Source organism: Sagittula marina (assembly GCF_014196795.1).
Lineage (GTDB): Bacteria > Pseudomonadota > Alphaproteobacteria > Rhodobacterales > Rhodobacteraceae > Sagittula > Sagittula marina.
Genome location: NZ_JACIEJ010000007.1, coordinates 162,555 through 186,991, shown reverse-complemented (window position 1 = coordinate 186,991; position 24,437 = coordinate 162,555). Strand labels below are relative to the sequence as shown.

Sequence of the window (24,437 nt, the reverse complement as noted above, 5' to 3'; positions counted from 1 at the left end):
GACGGTGCAGTCCGCCGTATCATTCTCCGTCCGCTCCGGCTCGGAGGGCGCGACGCTTGGCGCGCACTTGTCCGAAGATGGAGAGCGCAATGATCAGCGCCATCAGGATAAGGATCGTCAGTGAGATGGGCCTATCGAGGAAGATGCGCGCGCTGCCCTGCCCCAACATCACGGACTGCCGGAAATAGTTCTCGGCGAGCGGTGCCAAGACAACTGCCAAGATGAATGGACCGGTCGGGTAATCGTTCTTCTTCATCAGGTAGCCCAGCAGGCCAAAGATCAGCATGATCCAGATGTTGAAAGGGCTGTAGGCAAGCGAGAACGCCCCCACGACACAAAGCGCGATAACCACATTCGCAAGATTGCCCTGCACCGCGCGCAGCAGGTTGACGAAAACCGGGATGAGCAGCACGTTCGACGCCAGCAGGAACGCGTTCGCCAGCACAAGGCCCGCGATCATTGCCCAGACGATATCTCCCGACGTTGTCATCAGGAGAGGCCCGGGCCGCAGACCGAACATGATCAGCGCCCCCAACATGATCGCCGTACCGCCCGATCCCGGGATGCCCAGCGTGATCAGCGGGATCAGCGATCCGGGCACAGCCGCGTTATTGGTGGCCTCCGGACCGGCGAGGCCCGCAATGTTGCCGGTGCCGAATGTTTCCGGCTTCTTCGACAGCCGCTTTTCCATCGCGTAGTCGAGAAAGGTCGCTACCGTGGCGCCAGCGCCGGGAACGATTCCGATCAAGGTCCCGAGGATTGATCCGCGCAAGGTCGGCGCCGCAGCCTGGCTCAACTCGGCCTTGCCGGGGATGAATTCCTTCATCCGAAAGCCGGGCTTGCCCAGGTTCAGCTTCACTCGTTTCTCAAGATTGTAGAACACCTCCCCTAAACCGTAGAGGCCGATAATAATCGCGACGAAGTCGATCCCTTCGATCAACTCCGGCACGAAGGCGAACCGGATCTGACCCGAGACATAGTCGCTTCCGAATGTGCTGACCAGCACGCCTAGACAGGTCACGAAGAAAGCCTTGGCGATCTGGTCTCCTGCCAGCAGCATCACGGTTGCAAGCCCTGTTGCCATCAGAAGAAAGTACTCCGGTGGACCAAGGTAGATCGCATAGGAGGCGATGACCGGGGCGGCGAAAATCAGGACCAGCAAGCCGAAGAGGCCGCCAATGAACGAGGAAAAGGCAGAGATGCCGAGCGCCATCGCCCCTCTGCCCTGTTGCATCATCGGATAGCCTTCCAGCGCGGTGATGATCGCTGGTGCGTCGCCCGGCGCGTTGATCAGGATCGAGGTGATGCGCCCGCCGTACATCGTGCCCATGTAGACTCCGGTCAACAGACACAGGCCGGACGCTTCGGGCATGCCGAACGTCAGCGGCAGCATCAGCGCGATGCCAGCAGAAGGGCCTAATCCGGGCAGTGCGCCGACCACCGTACCGATCAGACCGGCAGCAAAGATAACCGCGATGTTGAATGGCGTCAGGATGTCTCCGAACCCCATCATGAGATTGTTTAAAGCGTCCATTTCGGGGGCCTCCGATCAGATGACGGGGATGTTCAGCCACAGGCTGAAGATCCCGTAGATCGCCACAAGCGTGACGGCATTGAAGACGAGCGCCCGCGCCAGACCGTGGCCGAGAAACGCAAGCGAGATGATGACCATCACCACGTACAAGGGGGCCAGAATGGAGCCAAAGCCCATGAGCGCGGTCGCGCCGAATAGGAGTACCGCAGCAGACAATGCCGGAAGAACGGCTTTGAACCGCTCCGCGAGACCCTCGGGCAGGAACGGCCCGCCCGATTTCAACCGCGCCTTGACCACAAGGTAGGCCGCCAGAAGAAGTGTGAGTATCGCGAAGTTGGTTGGAACGAAGCCCGGGCCGAAACCTTGTCTTGAGAAGTACTGGAAGTCGGTACTCTGCAAACCCAAGACCACCGCAAAGACGGCCGTTGCGGCAATAAGAAATAGTTCTGAAGTCCGCATGGCAGCCTCCGACTGAAAAATGAGGGAAGGTAGTGGGTGGGGAAAGCGGGCTGCCAGCATGAAGCAGCCCGCGGCCAGTTTTTTTAGTTTCCGATCATCCCAAGATCGGTCAACGTCTCGCGGTAAACGGCCTCGGTCTCGCCGAGGTAGTCGGCGAAATCTTGTCCTGTCACCACCAGCGGCACCACTGCGTTGGGCTCGATATACTCTTTCTGCCAGGCTTCAGTCTCGAAGAGCTCTGTGACCATCGCGATCAACGCGTCGCGGTCTTCGTCCGAGATGTCCGGCGCGGCGGTCAAGCCGCGGAAGAGTGAGATCGTGATGTCCACGCCTTGTTCGGCGAACGTCGGCACATCGGGCAGATTATCGATCCGTTCTTCGGTGCTGATCGCGAGTGCCTTGAACGTGTCGTTCGAAAGATAGTCACCCACCGGGCCAGGATTGGCGATTGCGAAATCGATCTGGTTGGACAGTAGCGCGGTCACCACCTCACCGTCCCCCTGGAAAGGAATGAAGTTCAGCTCCATTCCTGTCTTCTCAGCCAGCTGCATCGTCACGATGTGCTCGATGCTGCCGGCAGCCGTGCCGCCCACGTTCAGCATACGGTCCTCGGCCTTCAAATCTTCGAGTGTCTCGTACCCCTTGGAGGTGTTTACCACCAGAAGCTCCGGATCGATGCCGATACGCGCGATCGGCGTAAAGCTCGAATAGTCGAGGCCGATATTCGACGTCAGCGGAGTTGCGATGTGCGATGACGTGATCGACATCAGGTAATAGGGATTGCCTTCGCGGGCATTCAGATAGCCCATGGCCACAGCCGAGCTGCCGCCTTCCTTGTTCACCACGTTGATCGGTACGTCGGTGATGTCTTCTTGAGACATCAGGCGCGCCATGGTGCGCAGCATCGTGTCATGGCCGCCGCCTGGTCCATAGCCTGCCACAAATTCCAATGGGCGATCCGGAAACGCTTGCGCCAACGCGGACGTTCCCAGCAGTGACAGACCGACGGCGGCAATGCTGGCGGCTCTGGTCACGGTTCTAAAGGTCATCATCTCAATCTCCTCCTTACTGAGTTTCTTCTGCGCGCCCTTCAGGCACGGGGGTCTTCACCACGCCATCCGAGAGCGGCGGAGGCTTCCGCCGCGCCTGCACGTACGATGGCAATGATATCATCGAGGTTTTCGGCCAGCCGGGCGGCTGGACCCGCGATGTTCAGGGCACCGACGACATCGCCACTGGCATCCCGCAATGGGGCGGCCACACCGGCGGCACCTTCGACGATGCCACGGCGGGTGACCGAGTAGCCAACCGAGCGCGCCTCTTCGACACGCGCTATCAGAGCCGCGGCATCGCCAAGCCCCTCGGCTTCGGCCTTGGCCGCTTCGTCGGCCAAGGCCGCATCACTCAAACCGGTCATAATCGCGATGCCACTGCTTACCTGTATGGCGCGGCGTGGTATCTCGATATTGCGGTCGTAGCGGATCTCCCTGTCAGGCAGGATTTTGCAGAGGTAGCGGACGTAGGCGCCATCAACGACTGCGATGAACCCACTTTCCTTGGACGCCGTCACTGCTGCGTGGACTGCAGGTTCACAGCGCCGCACCAACGTGCCATGCGCCCCACCACCTGCGGACACCTCGCCCGGGAGACGAACGAGGCGATAGGCGCTGTCACCATCTCGTTCGACGTAATTCATGTCGACCAACATCCTGAGCAGGTTGAGCACGCTCGATTTCGGCGCCTTGAGTGCGGCACTGGCCTCCGCCAGCGTAATTGACCGGGTCTGGCTCGAAAACCATTCCAGCAGCATCAACACCCGTTCAGATCCTCGTCCCGAGCTCATCGGCCCCTCCCAAGTACCGTTCACTATTTTGAACGCGTTCAATATGTAGAATTTTGTAGCCCAGCCTTTTTAGTCAGTCAAGGGACCTCGCCAATCGAGGTGAAGTCGGTCATCCCGATCAGGAAGGGAAAGGGTGGGATGCATCAGCTGCGCCACGTTTCGGAAACTGTAGCGCAGCGGAGGAAGCGGACGCCGATTGACGACCAGAATGAGCTACGCTCGCCGCTACGGCTGTTATTGTGGCCAAGGGCTTATGGAGAGTGATGAATATCGCCGCCGATCCCAAGCGCATGAGGGCACGGATCGTCACGCCCTGTGTCTCTGACTCACTTGGGGATCGGCACTGCCCCACCATCCCCACATCCACACGATCGCGTCCGAAGGTGGCCTGTCACAGGATGGCACACGGTGGGCTCCCTGCAAACCAAGGTTTTTTCTGGATGTGCGGGTTATGTTGCGATTGCGCCGATGCCAACACCGTGGCCTTCCGCTGGGCGAATGACCGGATAAAGCCCGAGGATCGCCAAAAAGGCGACGCAACTGCCCACGCCCGAGTTCATTCGTCGGTTCATGACCCCTCCGCGGCGACCGCCCTTCTGAGGTTTATCAACGCGGGCTGTTATCGCGAGATGGCCACCGAAACGCCAAAGCCTGCATCGAAGGCCTTCTCCGTAGCAGTCAATCGCGTCATCGGGCGACATCGTCTGGCAGTAAGGACAGACGTGCGAGGCGGATGTGTCCGTTTGGTCAAAAAGCGAATGCCGGCTTTCGGTTTGACGGAGAAACAAGACGTTGAGGTTCTGCCAGTGAATGCTAAGCGCCCGTCTCGACGCCCTCCAGAAGAACACTCTCAAGGGTCTCTCCGTGGAGCACGGAAATGTCGCCCGTGACCTCGAGCACGACGGCGCGAACGTCGCCAAGCTGCAGCACATTTGCGGCGCGAAGCTTGGCGATGATGTCACCGCGCGACGTTCGGGTGCGTCTGAGTGCGCTTTCCAGAAATTCACCATCGCGCATCAATAGGGTGGGTGTGTTGTCAATGAGGGCTTCGAAATCGTCATGGTTGGCGCGATTTCGAGACAAGGTGTATTGGATACCGAGCAGAGCCGTGATGGCGATCATAGCTTGAAGCATTGTGCTCCAACTGGTGGCTTGCACACATCCCGCCAGAAGCGAACCAATGGCGATGGTGGTCACGAAATCGAACGATGTCATTTTCGAGAAGGCTCGCAGACCGATCACGCGGACGCAAATCACCACCCATGACAGGCCGATAAAGGCCAGCAGAGTGCCGCGCAAAAGGACGTCGAGTGCCGTAATATCCGTGAACATCAATTCACGTCCCGCAGCTTGGAGCGCTGGTAAAACAGATGTGCGAGCGACACGATTAGGACGCAAGACAACGCGCCCAAATATCGCTCGTATAGGCCGTCGATGTCCGTGGGCAGAAAAAAGAATACAGGAGCCGAGACAACCCAGACAATGCCGGTGCCGTTCAGGATCGTCCGGTAGCGTGGACTGGCCCGAGCTGCGCCGCGCGCCAGCGCGAAACACGCAACGGTCATTGCGACCCCGACGCCATAGACCAGGTAGACGTGAATTACCCAGCCTTCACTGTCGTTGTCGCCGTACTCGTTACGGGCCCCGATAAGGAAAACCAACAACCCAAAGACAACGAGCGCGATGATGCCCACACTCCAGTCCCACCTGCCGAGATGGACATGGGCGGCGGATACGGCCAAGCCGATCAATGCGGCGGAAAAGGTGTAAAGCCCGATATCGACGATGAACTCGTACCGTCCCGCCCCGAGGTCGCTTATGGTATCAGCGATCCAATCATGGTCGGGAACCACGAAATCCGCGACCAAAATAGAGCCTGCGAGCGCTACACAGCCAAAGACTGCAAGAAGACTGAGGCCAAGCAGAAGGAACGGTTGCTCCGCAACTTTGGCGGACAACTGATGATCAGTTTCGGCGGTCGGAGACATTCGGGTTCCCATCTGAGCTTGTTATACTCATCACATAGCCCAAGGCCCGACGTTTGAAACGGTCCGCATCGCGAACGGAGATTTGAGCGGCATACGTCGAACTTGGTCCGAGCGCGAAAATGCTGTTCAGACCGTCGATCAGGGCGGCCCCCCGTTTATCGCGCGTTTATTGCTATGCGTGCGCGGCGACAGATCGGGTGCGCATGACGTACGTGGATCGTCTCACATCGCGCCCCGTTCGGAACCGACCTGTGTACCCGTCGACGAACAGAGGACAACGCAAGGAGCGCCCTCCATCGTTTTCCGTGTCCCTTTTCAAGCCTCGCAGTCGGGCTGACGCGGCGGGAACAGGGTATCGTATCCCCAGGTGAAGACGAAGGCATAGATCATGTAGAATGCCGCGAACGAAAGCTCCATCACCACCACGGTCGCCAGAGAAAGGCTCAACCACCAGGCGAAAACCGGCAGCAAAAGAACGAGCAACGTCACCTCGAACAACACTGCATGAACGACCTGGAGAGGAACAGTCTTTCGGGTGTCGCCTCGGCGCCAATGGAGAAGGTGATCGAAGCCCAGATTGAAGAGATAGTTCCAGACGGTCGCTGCCGTGGCCCCGAGCACGACCAGAACGCCCATGTCACCCATTGAATGATCAAAAATCCAGGCAAAGAGGGGCGTGACAATCATGATACCGAGGAGCTCAAAGCTCACGGCCTGACGGATACGGTCTGCGGTGTTGCGCATGAAAAAGGCTCCGAATGTTATTCGGGCCGTCCCGCGTGTTGACCATTTGGCCGGGCGGGGTCGTCCTCGCCTGCCTCCAGTATAAGATTGGCGCACCGGCTATTCAAGCAGACGCCGGCACTGCCGGTTGATCGCCTGCCCCATGAAGTAGCAATCCAATGATGTCGGAGCGGGTGAGAATGCCGAGGAGGCGGCCATCTTGTGTGACCGGAACGACCTCGCTCCCCTGCACCGCCAGCCGATTGAGCAGCGCCCCGACGGGCAGATCGTGAGACACTGCTCGACCAGCTGGACGCATCACCTCCGACACGGTGCGACCGGGTGAGCGCAGGCGCAGCGCTGAATGACGCCCCTTCAGCTGCACGGCGCCGAGGATATCTGCCTGGAGCACGAGCCCCTGCAATGTCATGTCGGGGTCCACGACGGGGAGGCACTTGATCGCATGGTGACCAAAGAGCCGTGCTGCCTCCGCAAGCGGCGTGTCGGGCCGCACCGTGATAAGGTCCGTGGTCATGACGTCGGCGCAGGTGGTGCCGTCGAACCGGTGCTGCGCCGCTTCGGCTTCGGCAGCTGCGAGCAGACGACCCAGATCGGCGATGCCGACATTTGCCGACTGGTTGAACCGATCAAGCAATGCCCCGAGCTGTTCGGTCGACAACCCGAGCCGCGTCTCAGTCTCAGGCTCGCTTGCAGCCTCCGTTTCGGGCTGTCTAAACGGATACACCCGTCCGGTGGCCCTGTTGTAGGCTATGGCTGTGAGAACAAGCACGGCAGTAAGCAGCCCGACCGGCATCACCGCAAACAGCGGTCCCGTGTTCAGTGCCGCGGCCGGATCGAGCGCGGTCAGCAGTGCAACAGCGCCTCCCGGCGGATGCAAAGCCCGAACGAACATCATCGCGGTGATCGCTGCGCCGACCGCAACGCCGGCCGACCACGGGGCAGGAACAATCTGGATGACCACAAGCGCGACGAGCGCCGAAATTCCATTTCCGACGATCGCTGACCACGGCTGGGCAAGAGGCGCGTTCGGAACGCAGAAGACCAGCACTGCCGTCGCCCCGAGAGGGGCCACAAGAGATAGCGACGACGCTCCGAGGCTGGCTGCGAGGCTTACCACGACGGCGCACAAGGTGATCCCGATCAGCGCGCCGATACCAGCCCGCAGTTGCTCGCGGCCATGGAACGCCGGGAGAGCCGGATAGAGATGTTGCCACGCCCGCATGTCAGCGACCCTCCCAAAAGCGCCCGAAAACCAACCGGGCATTCGGGTGTATGCCTCAACCGGCGGGAGGAAGTGAACGTTCGTTCTATGAGAAAAGGAAATGTTCCCGGAGTCGCTCGACAGCCAAGGTCAGCATTTCGCGAAGGTGCCGAAATGGATCAAATCCGACTGCTTGATCGCGAGGGAGGCATCCGGCGAATATTCGTCCGGCCGGGAGGTTAGCACGCGAATGCGTAGACAGATGACCCGCGATGGCCTGTCCTGCTTCCCCGAGGAGCGCGCGCCCGACGGGAGAGAACGCCTGGTAACGGAGCGGCTAGATCACGGCACTTCGAGCGATGGCTCACCACCAGCAAATGGTCAGCATCGCCATTGGGCGTTATTGGCCCGAAAGTACACACATCCGGGTGGCTGAGTGTATTACGGAAGGGCGGTCGTGCAACCCGACCCGAGAAGGTCGCCCTGCCGACTGGCGCGATACGCGAATGATGCTGGCGCAGGATGCGAAGACGCCGTCGCGACGCACGACTACCGTTTCCCAAGACCTTCTTATGATGCACAGCGGGAGCACGACATGCGCGACAAGTCCCTGACCTTCGAAGGTGACCAAACAGTCACCGCCGATATCATTCCCGCGCAGAATCCCCGGCAGCGGCCCCTTTCTGGCGCTGGAACGCGACGCGCCCTTTCATGGGCACAAGACGTCGACGCTGGACGGTGCATCGACGAAGGCGGAATGATGGAAAATACCCGTATCCAACCGGTATTTTCCTGACGTCATTCACGGAAACGGGCGTGCGAGGAGGTGCGCCCGACCGCTTTAAATCAACGGGAGGACCCCATGATGAAAGACCCTAAGACGCAAAAGTTAAACCGCCGCAGCTTTCTGGGGCGTACAGCCGTCGCTTCCGGCGTTCTCAGCCTGGGCGGCGGACTGTGGGGGGCATCGGTGAACCCGGCTGACGCTCAGGAGACGGACCATGACTACGTCATCATCGGCGCAGGTAGCGCCGGCTGCGTGCTGGCCAACCGACTGACCGAGGACGGCGCGCGGGTGCTGTTGCTGGAAGCTGGCGGACCGGATGCGGATGCAATGATTTCGACCCCGATGCGCCTGATCGAGCTTTGGGGGACCGATTTCGACTGGGGCTACCAGACCGTGCCGCAGGAAAACGCCGCAAATCGTCAGCTCTACTGGCCGCGGGGCAAGACGCTGGGCGGCTCGTCGTCGTTGAACGGCATGATCTACGTGCGCGGGAATGCTTCGGACTACGATGCATGGGCCAGCGATTTCGGCTGTGAAGGTTGGGATTACACATCCGTCCTGCCGTATTTCCGCAAGTCCGAGGATTTTTCGCGCGGGGAAGATGAGTACCATGGTGTCGGCGGCCCGCTGCATGTCACCGCCGATTTCGAGCCGCACCCCATCACGCGCGCCATCGTCGACGCGGCCGTCGAAGCCGGGCACCCGCTGAACGAGGACACCAACGGGGCACAGCAGGATGGCGTGGCATACGTCGATCTGAACACCAAGGACGGGCAGCGTGCCTCGACCGCGGCGGCTTTCCTGCGCCCGGCGCTGGAGCGCGAGAACCTGACGCTGATCACCAACGCCCGCGTGCTGGATGTGACGCTGGACGGCGACCGCGCCACCGGCGTGCGCTACTTGCAAGACGGTGCGGAGCGGCAAGTCTCGGCCACGCGCGAGGTCATCGTCTGTGGCGGTGCGATCGAGAGCCCGCGCATCCTGATGATGTCCGGCATCGGTCCACGCGCGCATCTCGAAGAGGTCGGAATCGAGGTCCGTCATGACCTGCCTGGCGTCGGTCAGAACCTCAATGACCACACGCTTTGTCCGGTGATCTACGAAGGCGCGCAGGAGATCCCGGCGCCGTCGGACATGGCGATCACCGTACTGCATGCGCATCTGTTCATGCGCTCGGACCCGTCCCTGCCCGGGCCGGACATGCAGCCCCTCTTCTTCCATGTGCCCTACTACACGCCCGAGATGGAGCAGCCGACCGGCAATGCCTTCACCCTGAACGCATCGGGGGTGCAGCCGGCCTCGACCGGCGAGATCCGGCTGACGGGTCCGTCGATTGACGATCCGCTGCATATCGACCCCAAGGTGTTGTCGGACAGCCATGACGTCGACATACTCGTGAAGAACATGCGCCAGATGCGCGAGATCGCGCAGCAACCGGCGCTGGCTGAATGGAAGGGCCGTGAAATCTACCCGGGCGAACATGTGCAAAGCGACGAGGATCTCGCCGCCTATGCCCGCACTGCGGTGCTGTCCTATCACCACCAAAACGGCACCTGCGCCATGGGCACCGGCGAAACTGCGGTGGTCGACCCCGAGCTGCGCGTACGCGGGCTTCAGGGACTGCGGGTGGTAGATGCGTCGATCTTCCCACGCGTGATGGCCGGCAATACGAATGCTCCGGTCATCATGGTCGCGGAAAAGGCAGCGGACATGATCAAGGATGCGCATCGCTGATACCTTTCTGCAACGCGCTATCTGGCCCGCCCTTCCCTTCCAGGGGCGGGCCTTCTCATGCGTAACTCGAAGCAATCCGTCTAAGTCTCCCGGCACGTGGCTGAAAGAGCGTACTATTTCAGAGTTGGCGCAGCCTACATCTTGCGATGAGAAATTTCACGGCGGGCAGAACAGTTAGCTTGATCAGTGAACAACGCGGTTCATCATCGACCAGTCTCTGGCGCGGAGAATTTCGGTGATCTTCTGGTATTCCTGACCGGAGAACCCGTCCAGCGGCTGCTCGAACGCGGCCCCCTCAAACAAGGCAAGGGCCGCAGCCCCCGACGAATGATGATCACAACGTTTTACCTACCGGTGAAAGCGCCCGCCGAGGCGGGCGCCATTGGTTGATGTGTACTGTGCGGATCAGGAAAAGATGACTTGAATGTCGGTGTATTCCTTCAGGCCTTCCTCGCCAAATTCGACGCCGAACCCGGACTTCTTGACGCCACCAAAGGGCGCATTGGGCTGAATACCGCCATGGCCGTTGATCCAGACTGTGCCGCATTCCATCCGCTGCGCCACGGCCTTGGCCTCGTCCTTGTCGGATGACCACACAGAACCGCCGAGACCTACGTCCAGCGCGTTGGCCTGCGCCAAGGCGTCTTCGACGTCGGTATAGCGGATCACGGGCAGCGCGGGGCCGAACTGCTCCTCATATACAAGCGCGTCGTCTGCGCCGAGGCCGGCTATGATGGTCGGAGGGTAGAACAACCCTTCGCCGGGCTCGCCGCCCAAAAGCACCTGCCCTGTCTCCTTGGCGGCTGCCACCAGACGTGCCACCTTGTCGAACTGCGCCTTGTTCTGAACCGGGCCGAGTACACTGTCTTCAAGCGTGCCCTCACCGACCTTGATGTTGCTGGCATAGGCGACCAGCGCCTCGCAGACAGCGTCGTGAATGTCGTCATGCACATAGAGACGCTTCATCGCGGCGCATGTCTGGCCATTGTTGATGAAGGCGCCCCAGAACAGGCCTTCGGCAATGGCCTGCGGGTCAGCGTCGGGCAGAACGATGCCTGCGTCGTTGCCGCCCATCTCCAGCGTCAGGCGCTTCATGGTCTCGGCGCCCGATTGCATGACCTTCTGGCCGGTGCCGCAGGACCCGGTGAATACGATCTTGGCGATGTCTTCGTGAGAGGACATCGCAGCGCCCATGTTGAAGGCCCCGTCTGCCGCGCTGACCGAGTTGACCAGACCAGCAGGCAGGAGCTCGTTCATCAGTTCCACCAGCCGCAGCGATGCAAGTGGCGTCATCGGAGACGGTTTGCTGACCACGGTGTTTCCGCTGCGCAATGCGGGCAGGATGTGCCAGACGGCGATCATCACGGGAAAATTCCACGGCGTGATCGACCCCACGACGCCCAGCGGCTTGCGGTACATCTCGACTTTGCCTTCGTTCGTGTCCTGAAGAACCTTCATCGGCAGGCACAACGCGGCTGTATACCGCGCCCAGGCGACGGCACCGCCAATTTCCCAACGCGACCCCAGACCGCCCAGGGGTTTGCCCTGTTCAAGGGTGATCAGCTGGGCAAGCTCTTCGGCGTGGGCCTCGATATGATCGGCAACAGCGTTGCAAGCCGCGGCGCGCTCTTCATCCGACGTGGCCGCCCAAGCCGGGAATGCTGCCTTGGCCGCAGAGACGGCGCGGTCCAGCTCGTCCTGGCCCGCATCAGGCGCATAGCCTGCGACGTTGCCAGTGCCCGGATTTCGAACCTCGAAGCGGCTGATCGTCTCAACCCGCTCTCCGTTTGCGATCAGTCCAATGGTCTCGATCGTGTCCTTCATGATGTCCTCCGTCATCGCATTCCGGCAGAAGGCCGGAACATATCCTCGACACGAAGGCTATGGTCCCGACGAAAGCTGATCTTGGGCGAAGACGACAGATCTGTTAGCCAATCACGCCAGCATTGCCGGACAAGGCAGCAACAGCGCCCGGCGTTGTTCCATACCGCTGTCGGAAGGCACGGTAGAAATGCGACAGATCGTTGAACCCGCACCGGTAGGCACAGTCAGCGACTGCACCATCCCTGCAGCGCCCGCCGGACAGTTCCGAATGTGCCCGCGCCAACCTCAGGTGCAACAGACGTTGGCCGGGGGTTTCACCCAAAGGTTCGAAATAGCGTTGCAGACTGCGCAGAGAGACGCGCAATTCCGACGCCAGCTTGCTCGGGCCGAAGTCAGGATCGCGAAAATGTCGTGCCATCAAGTGCAACGCCTGTTCGACGATTTGCCCGCGCGCGTCAGGCAACTGGGTGTGACGCTGGTGAAGATAGGCACCCAGAAGCCCATAGAAAGCTTCGCTCAATTGCGTCCCTGCGCCGGGCGGGCACTGCGTCATTTTGCATAGCACGGCCCTGAGCGCGACCCAAAGGGGATCGGTGCGATCGACCGCAACTCCGCCTTCGCAGATGCTGCCAAATCGCCCGATCATCTCGTCTCGGGGCAGGTGCACAGAAATCTGATGCGACAGTTTTCCGTCATAGATAAATTGGGAAGGTCGGGTTGCATCCACGAGAAACATGTCGCCCGGCCGCAGCAAGGTTGCGGCCCCGTTCTGATGCACGACGCATTCGCCGACATCCTGCACCAGCATGTACAGGTATTCCGCTGGATCGCGACGGATACAAGTTCGCGTCCGGTTTACATGCTGCGCATCGAGCGACACGAGCGCCGCGTCGAAACCACCCATTCTTTGGCTCCGGGCCAATCCATGCGATGGGCCTTCGCGGTGAGCGGGCTCTATCTCGAAAGCGCCGCAAATCTCATTTATGTCCTGGCGCAGAACTTCGATCGGAATTTCATCGGTCGTGATATGGCTAAGTTCCTGCGTCATTTGTCCTCCCCGGTTCCGCCCGATCTAGCGACTGAAAAAATCGGACAGCCTCCCAACGTGGGGAACCATAGCCATAGATTTCGACCAAGTCGATGTCCTCGGCAATCATTGCTGCGCCCTCGTAAGGGATTGATTTTCGACGATCATCGTGACAACCGGATCATGTGCAAACCGTTGGTGTGAAGATGTACGCGACGGGTTGTTTGCTCTGCAGTCGGACAAATTTAGCGTCAGAGAACCGGACGGGTGAGGCCTGCGGTTGCCAGCAGTGCCGTCGCCTGCCCTGCCCCGCTTTAAGCACCTTGCGCCTGCGCGAACTCGACGTGTCGGGCATGTCCAGATCCGCCGTCCCGACCTGATCTCGCCTTGGCTTCACCGGAAACTGCATAAACAACTGTTGTCTTGTGACAGCGACAAACTTCGCGGTCTCAGCTGGAGGGCGCAAATATCCAAGCACATTGCCTTGGCAAGGATGCCACACGGGCGCTGATTAAAGGCTTCCACGGCCTGAGAACTTTGCCAGCACCAGGCAGTTGGACGCTTTGCGCCAGCCGGCTGCCACTCGTGCCTACGCACTGCGCCTAACAAGGACGGGTCGCAGCCGTTTTTCCGTTCGCCGCGGCGCAGCGGGCCAAGACGCTCGACTGGATTGGGCGACACTGGCGAAATGACGCGCACCAGAGGTTGCAGGCCTTTGGCAGGAAAAGAGAAGCGATCTTTGCCGGATCAACTCATTGATAACGAAAGATCATCCATTCATGTGCACGCCGGTATCGAGCCGCATCCGCACGGCTTTTGAGACAGTATACAGGACCAAATTCGGCCAAGTGAAAGGTCACACGCAAAGCCTTGCCGCGACCACCTTCGCGGATTGTTTTGTGCTCCCGGTGCGTCACAGCAGCACCAGTCAAATTGCTTGCGATGCAGAGTTCACTTCCACGGGGCCTGCGGTTTTCCGGTCAGAAAAAAGAGCGGACACCATGATTGAGCGGGAAGCCTCATGACGTAGCGAAACTCGGCTTGCGCGAGGCTGCGACGGATGATCCGCACCGGTGAAGCGTGCTCTGGAACCTTATAAGCTGCGGGAGACATCAGGCCAACCGACAGCACGCGGTGGAGGCTCAGCAATTGGCCAGACTTCGTTTACGTCAATTCCTTTGTCGTCACTGCGATATTTAAGGGTAACGTCCGTATCAACGCCGGGGTCATCGGCGTAGATGAAGTTATCAATGTGACGCGTCGGTATCGACCAATCTCCACCGACAACGAGAAGCGAAACATTGGGCAAATGTCTGCTTCCACTCTGGATCCATGGTGCAGCAGCTTTTGAGTTTCTGGACCGTTCCCAGCTTCGGGCGGTGGAACCCAAATGGAATGCATAGCGATGCCTGCATATCATTGAGCTCATGACGACATGTCGAAAAAAACTCTCGATTTTCTGGCAAGCACATTGTGCCATAGCCGACTAATCTCATGGGGGCTTTGGGACCGAGTTTTCCCAAGCGGTCTTTTTGAAAATTTATTTCCCTTGCAGCTGAGACTTCAGGGCGATCTGAAGCTCACCCCGTGAGCGAGGGCTTTCGCGCGTCAGAAACGATCCGCTTAAGGCCGCGCGAAGATCGCGTCCGCTTCAAGTGGGAGATGTTCCGTTCAAATGAGAGTCTGGCAAGACGGCGATTAACAAAGGGTTCGCCCCGGACGCAGCTGAAAAGCCCAGTCCACTTCACCCTTGGTACACTAGGCACGCCGCCCCGGTCAGCGGATCTCCAGCGGCACAGGCTGCGGCGGACGCGGGGCCAGTTCGTCGATCCGATCGAGCGTTGACGGGGAAAGTTGCACCTGGACAGCAGCGGCCAGATCGTCGAGATGCTCGATCCGGCTGGACTTGGGGATGGGCACCGCCAGACCGCGGGTCATATGCCAGGCAAGGATAAGCTGCGCCACGGTGAGGTTTTCGTCACGGGCGAGATCGGCAATGCCGGGGATCGCCTTGGTCGGGCCGATTTCCAACGGGGAGTAGGCCACGGCCGTAATGTCATGCTCTGCCATGAATGGGAAAAGATCCAGTTCCACGCCGCGATGGGGCATATTGTGCATCACCTGATTGAGGCTGACGAGGTCGCCCTGCCCCGCATCGATGATCTGCCGCACCCCTTCAGTGTCGAAATTGCTGATCCCGAAGGCGCGGATCTTGCCTTGATCCAGCAGGATACGCGCGCCATCCAATGTCTCCTCGAACGGCACCGATCCGGGCCAGTGCAGCAAGTAAAGATCAATGTAATCGGTTTGCAATCGCTTCAGCGACTGTTCGCAGGCGGTGACCATGCCGTTTTTCGCTGCGTTCCACGGATACACCTTGGAGGTCAGGAACAGCCCGTCCCGGTCCCGCTCAGAAAAAGCTTGGCCCAAGATGCCCTCGGCGCCGCCCTCGCCATACATCTCGGCGGTGTCGAAATGCGCGAAGCCGAGGTCGCGAGCGTGGCGCAGGGCGGCAATCTCGCTCTCGGCGGACTTTGGGGTCTCACCCATGTGCCAGGTTCCGATTCCGATCTTGGGCATACTTACCTTATCAGTGTTCTTCAATAACACGGTGTCGATATGCATGGCGGTCCCTTTCAGATATGTTTGGGTGTCAACGCGTGGCGCCTCGTCTCAGTTCGGTCATTTTCACATCTCAGGCTTCGTTGCGGCAACGTTGATCCGCAGGTATGCGACACGATGCGCCAGCGAGTTGGTCTTGCCCGACCCGGCCCCTGCATCACCAGAGGCGGCGGAAAGGTCTCATCACCGACGCCTAATTCAACGGCGACGCAGTGGTTGCCGTTCAGCGTGTCGAGATATCCTGCCACTGCCCCGATAAAATTTGGGGATCTATTCCACAGGTTAATCGGAAGAAGATAGGAACATGAATGTTCCTGCGGTGCTATTTCGCGTCGATCGGGATCAGAACCTCGTTGCGGCGCAACGGCGGCAGCGTCCACGGCGGATTGTAGCCCGCGACGTCCGCCGAGCCCTGAGCGGTCAGGTTTTTGCGCGCCATCCAGTCGCGCAGACGCGTTTCCTCAGCTGTAGCGTTCCGAGCCATAAACCCGGAATATTGCACGACCGCCACCCGGCGCGGCCCTATGGTGTCCAGGGTGACGGCGGAATCAGTCGGTGCGGGGGCGGCCTCCAGTGTCATGTTATCGGGCAGCACAAAAAGCATCTCGCGCCCACCCTCGCCGCTCTGCAGGACCGGTGCGGTCATGGCGATTTTCGATCCGTCCGAGTTGTCAGTGTTTAGAACCGGGGCGGTCATCGCTATGTCACTGCCTCCGGTGTTGGCACCCGAGATGTAGTTGAACAGACGGCTGAACGCCGCGCGCGAGCCGTCGGCCATCGCGGTTTTAGCAACGACCAGTTCGCCGTAATCCCGCACCTCGAACGGCGGCTCGGACAGGATCACGATGTAGTCAGGTTCCGGTGCCGCCGCACTGCCAAAAACTGAACAGGCCGTGACGGACAGCGAACTGGCGATGCCAGTGATCGCTCGGGTCGCGCGTGAAAACATCCCTGTGTCCTACTCATCCAATGGCTCGCATTTCACCAGCCTCAGCCAGATATATGTACTGCTCGGGTTGAACGCACCCAGGCCCTGTCGACAAAAAGGATTCACAGTTTCGATTAGGCATGAGACAAGCTTGTATCTAGGATAAAGACCGGGTTTGCCGAACCTTGCGTTGGAGGAGGAACGGACGTTCTTTCAGCAGTTCAGCCTGGAAATCCGCGCCCCGAACGAGCCCAGACCTTCCAATCACCGCCTTGTTCCTGATGTTATGTGTGGCTCCCGCGGACGGGTACCCCGTGGCGCTCCCTACCCGGGAGGTTCCGCAAATGGTCGAAGGTTTACTTGCAGTTCCGGCGTAGGACACGGGCGCGGATCTGGTCACGGCCGAAAACCTGGTCGAAGCGAGCGTCCCTTTTGCAAACCGGGGCGATGACGCGAACCGAATTCCCCGCTTCATGGACATGCGTAACGTGCTGATCCAGATAGCGATGCGGAAATCTCGCAAGCTACGCGTGAGCGCACTCTATCGCCTTCGAAAATCTGGTCGAGCGCTGCTGCAACAGGTCAAGAACGCCCTTCGTGTCGCCCCACGCTAGGAAGTCGCCGCGATATTCCCCGGCCTCATCGGCATCACGTCCATCCGCCTATGGGCGCGCCATGTGTCAACGTCCGCCAGAGCGAATAGCTACGCGTCCAGTTCGGCATCCCAATACAGAAAGTCCATCCAGCTATCGTGCAAGTGGTTTGGAGGAAAACGGCGGCCCATATTCAGCAGCTCCCCTGCTGTGGGCTGGCGGGGAACCTTGCGCAGGCTCAGGCCGGATTGGCGCAGGCTGCGCGACCCCTTGCGCAGGTTGCACGGTGCACAAGCCGCCACGACGTTTTCCCAACTGGTGATGCCGCCCCGCGCGCGTGGGATCACGTGGTCAAAGGTCAGCTCTGTCTTGGTGCCACAGTATTGGCAAAGGAATTCGTCCCTCAAAAATAAATTAAAGCGCGTGAAGGCCACGCGCTTTTGAGGTTTTACGAAATCTTTGAGGACCACGACACTGGGTATTCGGATCTCCATACTTGGGCTCCGGACCACTTCGTCGTACTCTGCGACGATGTCGACGCGGTCGAGAAACTTGGCCTTCACCGCCTCCTGCCACGTCCATAGACTGAGGGGGTAATAAGAAAGCGGCCGGTAGTCCGCATTCAACACCAGAGCGGGGTGATGTCGTAGCGCCCCCGGCTCCCGCACAAAATTGGTTCTGAAATTGCCATCCATGACTGGACTCGTCCCTTGCTCCGACTGCTTATCATTCAAGCACCAGAGCGAGACGGCCCGCCCCAGCTATATCAGTCACTATATCTCGCATTTGGCTTCCGGCAAGCCCCACAAGATGAAGTGGCTATGCAGAGGTGTAGAGCGCCTATGTAATGCGCATGTGACAGGCTGTGCACGGCGGTTCACTCGCTGGCGGCCTCTGGTGTGACCACCGCTTCTGGCTCTGTGTCGATAGCTTTTGGGGTAGCGGCATCCTCTTCGAGCGCAACATAGGCCACCGGGCCAAGGCTGTCATTAATGCCCCAGCCGCGCACCTTCATCACGCCATCCGCGACGTAGAGGTTTTTGATCGGATAGACGGTTTCGCCTTCGGGGCTGCCCAGCACCATCACCGGGCCGGAATTGGTGTTGCGCGTCCAGACCAGCGGATCATTGGAGGCGATGTCCTCTACGATGGAACGCACGGCGTCTGGTTCCGTGACACGATCCACTTTGAAATAGCACAGCCCCTCATAACTGCCCGCCGCGCCAAAAGTGATCGCCCCCACGATCAACGTCACCGGTGCTGTGATCACCGCAATGGCAGTGGCGCCAAGGCCGCTCGCACCGGCCGCTGCGCTGGAGGCCGCGCCAGAGCCTGCTACAGATGAAACCAGCGAAATACTCTTCTCTGGGTGCATCAACGCGTAGTGACCTATGGTCTTCGCACCGGTCTTTGCGACGGTCCCGACCCCTCCGACCACCGGAGCGGCCTTGTCCTTGGCAGATGCGGCCAGACGGGAGGGTTTGTAGTCACAAGCCCCGGCCTGTGCGGTCCCCGCCGCAAGCAGCCCCGTCATCAAAGCGGCCGAAAGAATATGTCGCATGCTTTGCCTCCATTGCCCGGCTCTGCGGCCAGTGGTTCGGGCACAGGTTGAGGGGCTGCGGGGCTGCTGACAAGCGCACGTCTGCGTGAAGGCCGCGATTGCGCGACCTTCCGCCAAAAAATCAAAAGCCGCATTTGTCCCGGATGAAGGCCAGCGCCACCGACAGACCATCAGGTGCGATGCCATGCGCGGTGCCCTTCATCACGTGACCGAAGACCTCCTTGAAGCCCGCCGCTTGCAGCCCTTCCGCCGCCTCTGGCAAAGACTGCACAGGGACAACATCATCCTGATCGCCATGCAGCAGCAGGACCGGCGGTTTGCTTTGCACGTCATCGGCCAGCAATTCCGGATTCAACAAACGGCCAGAGAAACCGACAATTCCCGCCAGCTCATCCTCTCGGCGTGGGCCCACGTGCAGCGACATCATCGTTCCCTGACTGAACCCGAACAGACAGACCTGTTCCGGCAACAGATCCTCGTCCACCATCAGCGCATCAAGAAAAGCGTTCAGATCGTCGATGGCCCGTGACATGCCGGCCATGCTCTCTTCCTCGGAAGATCCATCGATCCAGGGAATCGGAAACCACTGAAAGCCCATCGGCGCGCCAGCGCAGTTTTCAGGGGCATCGGGCGCCAGGAACAAAGTGTCAGGCAGGTGTTCCCCGAGCGGATCGGCCAGCCCCAAAAGGTCTGCCCCATTCGCGCCGTAGCCATGCAAAAACACCACGCAGGAGCGCGTCTCCCCCGAAACCGGTTCCTTGCGCTGCGTGTTCAATACCCGTGTCATCTCGGTCTCCTTGCAGGTTTTGCGCCTCTCCGGCGCTTTGCATCAGCGATACCGTTCTGCGCGCCGCTCTGCGAGGGCAAATCCCGTCAGGCCAGCCCTTCGCGCTTTTTCGCCACGTGATAATAGGCAAACAGCAACCGTGCCGCCACAGATCTCCATGGCGACCAATCCTGCGCCATCTGGCGTAAGGCGCGTTCCTTAGGCCGGCTGTCGAGCTGGAACAACATGCGCGCGGCTTCCTGCAACGCCAGATCACCCGGGGCAAAAGCATCCGCGCGGCCAAGGCTGAACATGGCATAGATTTCTGCCGTCCAGACGCCAATGCCCTTAACGGCGACCAATGTCTTTACCACCTCATCGTCGGGCATGTGACGCAAGGCATCATAATCGATCCCGGCCCCGGCCAGCGCCAAAGCATAGGACGCTTTTTGCCGCGACAGTCCCAGCGCGCGCAAATCGTCCTCGCCAACGGCCGCAACGGCCTCCGGTGACACCATGCCCGCCGCATCCAACCGCGCCCAGATCGCACGGGCAGAGGCCACGCTGACCTGTTGGCTGACAATTGCGCTCAGAAGATGCGCGAACCCATCTGGCCTGCGCCGCAAGGGCAGCGGCCCGGTTTCCTCCAACGCTCTGGCAAAACGCGGTTCACGCGCCGCGAGCCAGGCCGCCCCTTCCGCCACGCAAGCATCGCTTTCAATGATCCGTCCAACTGTCATGTGCCCTCATCACCCTGCGCGGGCCCTGCCGTCAAGCCACCCCAATCGCTGCCTTCGACGCCTTATGCACCATCCGCAGTGAGCAATTTGATCGCTGCCAGATCGAAATTGAACATGAGACCGACTTTTGGGCCAGCCCTCCCCGAAGCCGCTTAAAGGTGCGCCAGCTTTCGATGGGTCTGTTTCCGAGAATGATGCCCTCACGTGTCTTTCAGAGAAAGGCGGCATGGGGCGGCCTAGTGGCGGGAAATTCTGGCATCCGCATACTCGCGGAAAAGCAGCCCGGAAACGCGCAGTCAAAAGGCTCTCAGCAAACATTCGGACTTGCCCATCACACTCTGATACCTTGTCGGATTGTACCCGAAACACATTCGCCCCTTGTGATATCCCCTGCCCGCTCCTACCACTTTGGCCATGACTGACCAGACCGTCCAAATCGACTCCCGCGCGCGCCGAAACGTGTTTGTCCTTGTGCTGGCACAGGCCATCCTTGGTGCGCAGATGCCTATGATTTTCACGATTGGGGGGCTCGCTGGTCAAAGTCTCGCACCCAATCCCTGTTTTGCGACCATACCGATTTCGCTGATCGTTCTGGGGTCGATGCTGGCCGCGACGCCTGTCTCTGCCATGATGCAGAAATATGGACGTCGCGCAGGCTTTGCGCTTGGTGCAGCCGCGGGAGCATTGGGCGGAGCCATCGGCGCCTACGGCCTGTTCACGGCTTCCTTTCCGATTTTCATGTTGGGGTCTTTGGTCACGGGCGTCTACATGTCTGCGCAAGGGTTCTACCGCTTCGCCGCCGCCGATACGGCCTCTGACGCGTTCCGACCCAAGGCGATTTCCTACGTCATGGCGGGCGGTCTGGCCGCGGCGATCATCGGTCCGCAGTTGGTAAAATTTACCGCAGACGCTTATGTCATCCCCTTCCTCGGGACATACGCCGCAGTCATCGCCATCAACGTGGTCGGCGCGCTTCTGTTCCTGTTCCTCGACATTCCCAAACCACCTGTCCCTGCCGAAGATGCCCCCGTGGGGCGTTCCCGGATGGAGTTGCTTAAAACACCGCGCATCGCCGTGGCCGTGATCGTCGCCGCCGTTTCTTATGCACTGATGAACCTTGTCATGACCTCAACCCCGCTTGCTGTTGTCGGCTGTGGGTATCAGACCAACGACGCCGCAAATGTTGTGACAGCACATGTGTTGGCGATGTTTGCGCCAAGCTTTTTCACCGGCCACCTGATCGCCCGCTTCGGCGTCGAACGCATCATGGGGCTGGGGCTGCTCATCTTGGCAAGCGCAGGCGCCGTCGGTTTGTCTGGCGTTGACCTCAACCAGTTTTTCGTGACGCTGGTGCTGCTGGGATTGGGATGGAACTTCGGGTTCATCGGGGCCACCTCCATGCTTGCAGGGGCACATGAACCGCATGAACGTGGCAGGATGCAGGGCCTTAACGATCTGATTGTCTTTGGTGGGGTGACTTTTGCATCGCTGGCGTCTGGCGGGCTGATGAACTGCTCGGGCGGCTCACCTGTGCAAGGCTGGACGATGGTCAACCTCGCCATGGCGCCCTTCCTGGTGCTTGCGGGCGGAGCGCTGATCTGGCTCTGGCTCCGACCCAAGGACGACGCGACGGCCTGATCCGGCCGCGCATCTGCCGTTCAGAAAGTCGATCAGAAGCCGCCCAAGAAACCTGTTTTGAGCCGCATCAATCGAACAGTCGCTTCTGAGGGCATCAAGGCTCCGGCCTTCACGCGGTCCGGGTCGGACTTTGCCCGGCGCAGCACGGTTACAGCCAAAGCTCCGGGCAAAAACGCCACGCGGGCCGATTTGGGCACCGCGGCGCGGGCCTGACGTGCGACGCGGATTTCCTGCAGCCCACGCTCTGCCAAACGCTGCACCGCCTCGTGCCGCCCATCCGGCAATGGCAGCTTGGCCTTGGCCTCCAGCTCCGGGACGGCCTTCAGGTATTGCATCAGGCCAACCGCGGTTCCCAGACTGTGCGCTGCGCGCCCGTCCCGGTCACCCAGGCATCTTGCGGCCACCTGCATCAGCCCGCCACCGGTGGACTGCAAGTAGCGCCATAGCGCGTCCTCATCATCGAAGGGCGCTTTTTCTATGTCCAGCCGCCGCGCCTCGATCAACCTGTCGAGCACGGCGCACCCTTCGGCATCCAGAACCTGCGCCAGCGGCACGACAACCTCGTGCCGCCGCACCGCTCCGCCGGTGGCGATCTCGTCCAGCGCATCGCGCCACCACTGCAAGCGCATTTCGGCGATCATCGGCTCCGCGGTGACCCATGGCGCGCGGGCAACTTCGGCGTTGAAAGCATAGAGCGGAAACAGTACGGCGCGCGCCGCAACCGGCGCCGCCATGGCAGAGGCGAACCGCTCAGGATCGGTCCGCTCAACCTGCGCCGCGCAATTCCAGAGATCAGAGCCCTGCTCGATCATGTTGCCCCCGCGCGGACCAGCTTCCATCGCACCGCATCCAGCAGCGCCTCAAACGAAGCGTCAACTATGTTGGCGGACACGCCCACGGTCGCCCATCGTCGACCCGTCGAATCCTCACTGTCGATGATCACCCGCGTGACCGCCTCAGTCCCGCCTTGCGTGATGCGGACCTTGAAATCCACCAATCGCATATCGTCGATGATGTCCTGAAAGCGGCCCAGATCCTTGGCCAAGGCTTTCGACAGCGCGTTTACAGGTCCACGGTCATTGCCCTCCTCATCCATGGATTCAGAGACAGACAGCTTCTTTTCACCGTCGATCTTGATCACCACCACCGCCTCGGAGAGGCTGACCATGCGGTCGTACTTGTTCTTTCGCCGCTCGACGGAGACGCGATAGCGCTTAACCTCGAAATACTCAGGCAACACGCCCAATTCCTCCCGCGCCAGCAACTCGAAGGATGCCTGAGCCGTGTCGTAGGAGTAGCCTTCGGATTCGCGTGTCTTGACCCGATCAAGGATCCGGGACAATGCCGGATCGCCCGGTTCCACCTCGATCCCGGCCTCTACCAGACGACGGCGCAGGTTCGACTGGCCAGCCTGATTGGACATGGGGATCACGCGCCGATTGCCGACAACGCCGGGATCGACGTGTTCATAGGTCGAAGGGTCTTTAAGGATCGCGCTGGCGTGCAACCCAGCCTTATGGGCAAAGGCCGAAGCGCCCACGTAAGCCACCTGTTTGAACGGCACGCGGTTCAGTACGTCATCCAACATGCGCGAGACGCGCGTCAGACCCTCCAGCGCTTCCATGGAGACGCCCGTATCGAAACGGCTGGCGTAGGGTTCCTTCAACAGCAACGTCGGAATAATGGCCGTCAGATTGGCATTGCCGCAGCGCTCGCCCAAGCCGTTCAACGTGCCCTGGATCTGTCGCGCGCCCGCGTCCACGGCGGCGAGGCTGCCCGCCACAGCCATTTCCGTGTCATTGTGCGTATGAATGCCCAAATGGTCACCCGGCACCCCTTTTTCGATGACTTCGGCTACGATCTGACCGATTTCATGCGGCAACGTCCCACCGTTGGTATCGCAAAGCACGATCCAGCGCGCGCCGGCCTCCAGCGCAGCCTTGCAACATGCGACGGCATAATCTGGATTGGCCTTGTACCCGTCAAAGAAATGCTCCGCATCGAAAAGCGCTTCGCGACCGGAGGCGACCAGATGTGCGACTGACGCGTGAATATTCTTCACGTTTTCGTCCAGTGTGATCCCCAGTGCCTTGGTCACATGAAAATCATGACTCTTGCCGACAAGGCAGACCGCCGGCGTCCCTGCGTTCATCACGGCGGCAAGAACATCGTCATTCTCCGCAGAACGACCCGCGCGTTTGGTCATGCCGAAGGCCGTCATGGTTGCACGCGTGGTACCCACCTCATGAAAGAAGGCGGAATCCGTCGGGTTCGCACCGGGCCAACCGCCTTCGATATAGTCAACACCGAGCACATCAAGCGCCTCGGCGATGCGCAGTTTTTCTGCCGTGGAAAATTGCACACCCTGCGTTTGCTGCCCATCGCGCAGCGTGGTGTCATACAGATAAAGCTTCTCACGCTCCATCATGATCCTCCTTGAAGCCAGCC

The 24,437-nt window shown here is 60.2% G+C and carries 22 protein-coding genes and 2 pseudogenes; 5 read left to right on the top strand and 19 right to left on the bottom strand.

The window, feature by feature from the left end; translation table 11 throughout:
* Positions 1-19: 19 nt before the first annotated feature.
* The 4 genes from GGQ68_RS14815 to GGQ68_RS14800 form a co-directional block, all read right to left on the bottom strand.
* Positions 20-1,534, bottom strand: a complete 1,515-nt coding sequence (locus GGQ68_RS14815; RefSeq protein ID WP_183967313.1) for a tripartite tricarboxylate transporter permease — start codon at positions 1,532-1,534, stop codon at positions 20-22.
* 15 nt (positions 1,535-1,549) lie between these two features.
* The gene (locus GGQ68_RS14810) at positions 1,550-1,993 is read right to left on the bottom strand and encodes a tripartite tricarboxylate transporter TctB family protein (RefSeq protein WP_183967312.1); all 444 of its coding nucleotides are present in this window, start codon (positions 1,991-1,993) and stop codon (positions 1,550-1,552) included.
* Positions 1,994-2,076: 83 nt separating this feature from the next.
* Entirely contained in the window at positions 2,077-3,045 is a 969-nt protein-coding gene (locus GGQ68_RS14805; RefSeq protein ID WP_183967311.1) for a Bug family tripartite tricarboxylate transporter substrate binding protein, read from the bottom strand.
* Positions 3,046-3,083: 38 nt separating this feature from the next.
* On the bottom strand, positions 3,084-3,836 hold the full coding sequence (locus GGQ68_RS14800) for an IclR family transcriptional regulator (RefSeq protein WP_183967310.1): 753 nt from the start codon (positions 3,834-3,836) through the stop codon (positions 3,084-3,086).
* Positions 3,837-4,096: 260 nt separating this feature from the next.
* On the opposite strand from GGQ68_RS14800, the pseudogene GGQ68_RS24870 reads away from it, so the two are divergent.
* Positions 4,097-4,305 (top strand): annotated as a pseudogene (locus GGQ68_RS24870) (transposase); the annotation flags it as partial.
* On the opposite strand, the gene GGQ68_RS24605 reads toward GGQ68_RS24870, so the two are convergent.
* The 5 genes from GGQ68_RS24605 to GGQ68_RS14775 all read right to left on the bottom strand — a co-directional run bounded on the left by GGQ68_RS24605 (position 4,286) and on the right by GGQ68_RS14775 (position 7,790).
* Entirely contained in the window at positions 4,286-4,408 is a 123-nt protein-coding gene (locus tag GGQ68_RS24605) for a hypothetical protein (RefSeq protein ID WP_281374840.1), read from the bottom strand. The pseudogene GGQ68_RS24870 and the gene GGQ68_RS24605 sit on opposite strands and share 20 nt — an antisense overlap.
* 241 nt (positions 4,409-4,649) lie before the next feature.
* Positions 4,650-5,168, bottom strand: coding sequence for a DUF421 domain-containing protein (locus GGQ68_RS14790; protein ID WP_183967309.1), 519 nt, complete (start codon positions 5,166-5,168; stop codon positions 4,650-4,652).
* The gene (locus GGQ68_RS14785) at positions 5,168-5,824 is read right to left on the bottom strand and encodes a DUF998 domain-containing protein (RefSeq protein ID WP_183967307.1); all 657 of its coding nucleotides are present in this window, start codon (positions 5,822-5,824) and stop codon (positions 5,168-5,170) included. The genes GGQ68_RS14790 and GGQ68_RS14785 overlap by 1 nt, the downstream gene beginning before the upstream one ends.
* A 315-nt stretch (positions 5,825-6,139) precedes the next feature.
* The gene (locus GGQ68_RS14780) at positions 6,140-6,568 is read right to left on the bottom strand and encodes a PACE efflux transporter (protein ID WP_183967305.1); all 429 of its coding nucleotides are present in this window, start codon (positions 6,566-6,568) and stop codon (positions 6,140-6,142) included.
* Between the two features lie 103 nt (positions 6,569-6,671).
* Positions 6,672-7,790 carry an HPP family protein gene (locus GGQ68_RS14775; protein ID WP_183967303.1) on the bottom strand — a complete coding sequence of 373 codons (1,119 nt, stop codon included), beginning with the start codon at positions 7,788-7,790 and terminating at the stop codon, positions 6,672-6,674.
* Between the two features lie 574 nt (positions 7,791-8,364).
* On the opposite strand from GGQ68_RS14775, the gene GGQ68_RS14770 reads away from it, so the two are divergent.
* Both GGQ68_RS14770 and GGQ68_RS14765 read left to right on the top strand, forming a co-directional pair.
* A complete protein-coding gene (locus GGQ68_RS14770; protein ID WP_183967301.1) occupies positions 8,365-8,565 on the top strand; it encodes a hypothetical protein in 201 nt (66 codons plus the stop codon).
* Positions 8,566-8,631: 66 nt separating this feature from the next.
* Positions 8,632-10,290, top strand: a complete 1,659-nt coding sequence (locus GGQ68_RS14765) for a GMC family oxidoreductase (protein ID WP_221235603.1) — start codon at positions 8,632-8,634, stop codon at positions 10,288-10,290.
* 405 nt (positions 10,291-10,695) lie between these two features.
* Here the strand turns inward: GGQ68_RS14765 and GGQ68_RS14760 are convergent, their stop codons facing one another.
* The 4 genes from GGQ68_RS14760 to GGQ68_RS14745 all read right to left on the bottom strand — a co-directional run bounded on the left by GGQ68_RS14760 (position 10,696) and on the right by GGQ68_RS14745 (position 16,712).
* Positions 10,696-12,114: an aldehyde dehydrogenase family protein gene (locus tag GGQ68_RS14760; protein WP_246429378.1), complete on the bottom strand. Its 1,419-nt coding sequence runs from the start codon at positions 12,112-12,114 to the stop codon at positions 10,696-10,698.
* 103 nt (positions 12,115-12,217) lie between these two features.
* Complete coding sequence (locus GGQ68_RS14755) at positions 12,218-13,162, bottom strand: helix-turn-helix domain-containing protein (protein ID WP_183967297.1); 945 nt, start codon at positions 13,160-13,162, stop codon at positions 12,218-12,220.
* 1,755 nt (positions 13,163-14,917) lie between these two features.
* Positions 14,918-15,721: an aldo/keto reductase gene (locus tag GGQ68_RS14750; RefSeq protein WP_183967295.1), complete on the bottom strand. Its 804-nt coding sequence runs from the start codon at positions 15,719-15,721 to the stop codon at positions 14,918-14,920.
* A 364-nt stretch (positions 15,722-16,085) separates the two neighbouring features.
* Positions 16,086-16,712 carry an SOUL family heme-binding protein gene (locus GGQ68_RS14745; RefSeq protein ID WP_183967293.1) on the bottom strand — a complete coding sequence of 209 codons (627 nt, stop codon included), beginning with the start codon at positions 16,710-16,712 and terminating at the stop codon, positions 16,086-16,088.
* A gap of 154 nt (positions 16,713-16,866) precedes the next feature.
* Here GGQ68_RS14745 and GGQ68_RS14740 point away from each other — a divergent pair.
* Positions 16,867-17,377: pseudogene (locus GGQ68_RS14740) on the top strand (transposase); the annotation flags it as partial.
* Between the two features lie 17 nt (positions 17,378-17,394).
* Here the strand turns inward: GGQ68_RS14740 and GGQ68_RS14735 are convergent.
* The 4 genes from GGQ68_RS14735 to GGQ68_RS14720 all read right to left on the bottom strand — a co-directional run bounded on the left by GGQ68_RS14735 (position 17,395) and on the right by GGQ68_RS14720 (position 20,351).
* Positions 17,395-17,979 (bottom strand): HNH endonuclease, encoded by a 585-nt coding sequence (locus GGQ68_RS14735; protein WP_183967291.1) that lies wholly within the window; start codon positions 17,977-17,979, stop codon positions 17,395-17,397.
* Between the two features lie 182 nt (positions 17,980-18,161).
* The gene (locus GGQ68_RS14730; RefSeq protein ID WP_183967289.1) at positions 18,162-18,845 is read right to left on the bottom strand and encodes a hypothetical protein; all 684 of its coding nucleotides are present in this window, start codon (positions 18,843-18,845) and stop codon (positions 18,162-18,164) included.
* 121 nt (positions 18,846-18,966) lie between these two features.
* Positions 18,967-19,632 carry an alpha/beta hydrolase gene (locus tag GGQ68_RS14725; protein ID WP_183967287.1) on the bottom strand — a complete coding sequence of 222 codons (666 nt, stop codon included), beginning with the start codon at positions 19,630-19,632 and terminating at the stop codon, positions 18,967-18,969.
* An 86-nt stretch (positions 19,633-19,718) separates the two neighbouring features.
* Positions 19,719-20,351, bottom strand: coding sequence for a DNA-3-methyladenine glycosylase family protein (locus GGQ68_RS14720; RefSeq protein ID WP_183967285.1), 633 nt, complete (start codon positions 20,349-20,351; stop codon positions 19,719-19,721).
* Between the two features lie 414 nt (positions 20,352-20,765).
* Here GGQ68_RS14720 and GGQ68_RS14715 point away from each other — a divergent pair, with 414 nt between their 5' ends.
* Positions 20,766-21,989 carry an MFS transporter gene (locus GGQ68_RS14715; RefSeq protein WP_183967283.1) on the top strand — a complete coding sequence of 408 codons (1,224 nt, stop codon included), beginning with the start codon at positions 20,766-20,768 and terminating at the stop codon, positions 21,987-21,989.
* Positions 21,990-22,021: 32 nt separating this feature from the next.
* Here GGQ68_RS14715 and GGQ68_RS14710 read toward each other — a convergent pair whose 3' ends face one another.
* Entirely contained in the window at positions 22,022-22,801 is a 780-nt protein-coding gene (locus GGQ68_RS14710) for a squalene/phytoene synthase family protein (protein ID WP_183967281.1), read from the bottom strand.
* On the bottom strand, positions 22,798-24,414 hold the full coding sequence (cimA, locus tag GGQ68_RS14705; protein WP_183967522.1) for a citramalate synthase: 1,617 nt from the start codon (positions 24,412-24,414) through the stop codon (positions 22,798-22,800). The genes GGQ68_RS14710 and cimA overlap by 4 nt, the downstream gene beginning before the upstream one ends.
* Between the last annotated feature and the right edge of the window lie 23 nt (positions 24,415-24,437).

Coding starts and splice junctions, on each gene's coding strand:
- GGQ68_RS14815 (WP_183967313.1), bottom strand. CDS start 1,534: ATGGACGCTTTAAACAATCTCATGATGGGGTTCGGAGACATCCTGACG.
- GGQ68_RS14810 (WP_183967312.1), bottom strand. CDS start 1,993: ATGCGGACTTCAGAACTATTTCTTATTGCCGCAACGGCCGTCTTTGCG.
- GGQ68_RS14805 (WP_183967311.1), bottom strand. CDS start 3,045: ATGATGACCTTTAGAACCGTGACCAGAGCCGCCAGCATTGCCGCCGTC.
- GGQ68_RS14800 (WP_183967310.1), bottom strand. CDS start 3,836: ATGAGCTCGGGACGAGGATCTGAACGGGTGTTGATGCTGCTGGAATGG.
- GGQ68_RS24605 (WP_281374840.1), bottom strand. CDS start 4,408: ATGAACCGACGAATGAACTCGGGCGTGGGCAGTTGCGTCGCCTTTTTG.
- GGQ68_RS14790 (WP_183967309.1), bottom strand. CDS start 5,168: ATGTTCACGGATATTACGGCACTCGACGTCCTTTTGCGCGGCACTCTG.
- GGQ68_RS14785 (WP_183967307.1), bottom strand. CDS start 5,824: ATGTCTCCGACCGCCGAAACTGATCATCAGTTGTCCGCCAAAGTTGCG.
- GGQ68_RS14780 (WP_183967305.1), bottom strand. CDS start 6,568: ATGCGCAACACCGCAGACCGTATCCGTCAGGCCGTGAGCTTTGAGCTC.
- GGQ68_RS14775 (WP_183967303.1), bottom strand. CDS start 7,790: ATGCGGGCGTGGCAACATCTCTATCCGGCTCTCCCGGCGTTCCATGGC.
- GGQ68_RS14770 (WP_183967301.1), top strand. CDS start 8,365: ATGCGCGACAAGTCCCTGACCTTCGAAGGTGACCAAACAGTCACCGCC.
- GGQ68_RS14765 (WP_221235603.1), top strand. CDS start 8,632: ATGATGAAAGACCCTAAGACGCAAAAGTTAAACCGCCGCAGCTTTCTG.
- GGQ68_RS14760 (WP_246429378.1), bottom strand. CDS start 12,114: ATGAAGGACACGATCGAGACCATTGGACTGATCGCAAACGGAGAGCGG.
- GGQ68_RS14755 (WP_183967297.1), bottom strand. CDS start 13,162: ATGACGCAGGAACTTAGCCATATCACGACCGATGAAATTCCGATCGAA.
- GGQ68_RS14750 (WP_183967295.1), bottom strand. CDS start 15,721: ATGCCCAAGATCGGAATCGGAACCTGGCACATGGGTGAGACCCCAAAG.
- GGQ68_RS14745 (WP_183967293.1), bottom strand. CDS start 16,712: ATGTTTTCACGCGCGACCCGAGCGATCACTGGCATCGCCAGTTCGCTG.
- GGQ68_RS14735 (WP_183967291.1), bottom strand. CDS start 17,979: ATGGATGGCAATTTCAGAACCAATTTTGTGCGGGAGCCGGGGGCGCTA.
- GGQ68_RS14730 (WP_183967289.1), bottom strand. CDS start 18,845: ATGCGACATATTCTTTCGGCCGCTTTGATGACGGGGCTGCTTGCGGCG.
- GGQ68_RS14725 (WP_183967287.1), bottom strand. CDS start 19,632: ATGACACGGGTATTGAACACGCAGCGCAAGGAACCGGTTTCGGGGGAG.
- GGQ68_RS14720 (WP_183967285.1), bottom strand. CDS start 20,351: ATGACAGTTGGACGGATCATTGAAAGCGATGCTTGCGTGGCGGAAGGG.
- GGQ68_RS14715 (WP_183967283.1), top strand. CDS start 20,766: ATGACTGACCAGACCGTCCAAATCGACTCCCGCGCGCGCCGAAACGTG.
- GGQ68_RS14710 (WP_183967281.1), bottom strand. CDS start 22,801: ATGATCGAGCAGGGCTCTGATCTCTGGAATTGCGCGGCGCAGGTTGAG.
- cimA (WP_183967522.1), bottom strand. CDS start 24,414: ATGGAGCGTGAGAAGCTTTATCTGTATGACACCACGCTGCGCGATGGG.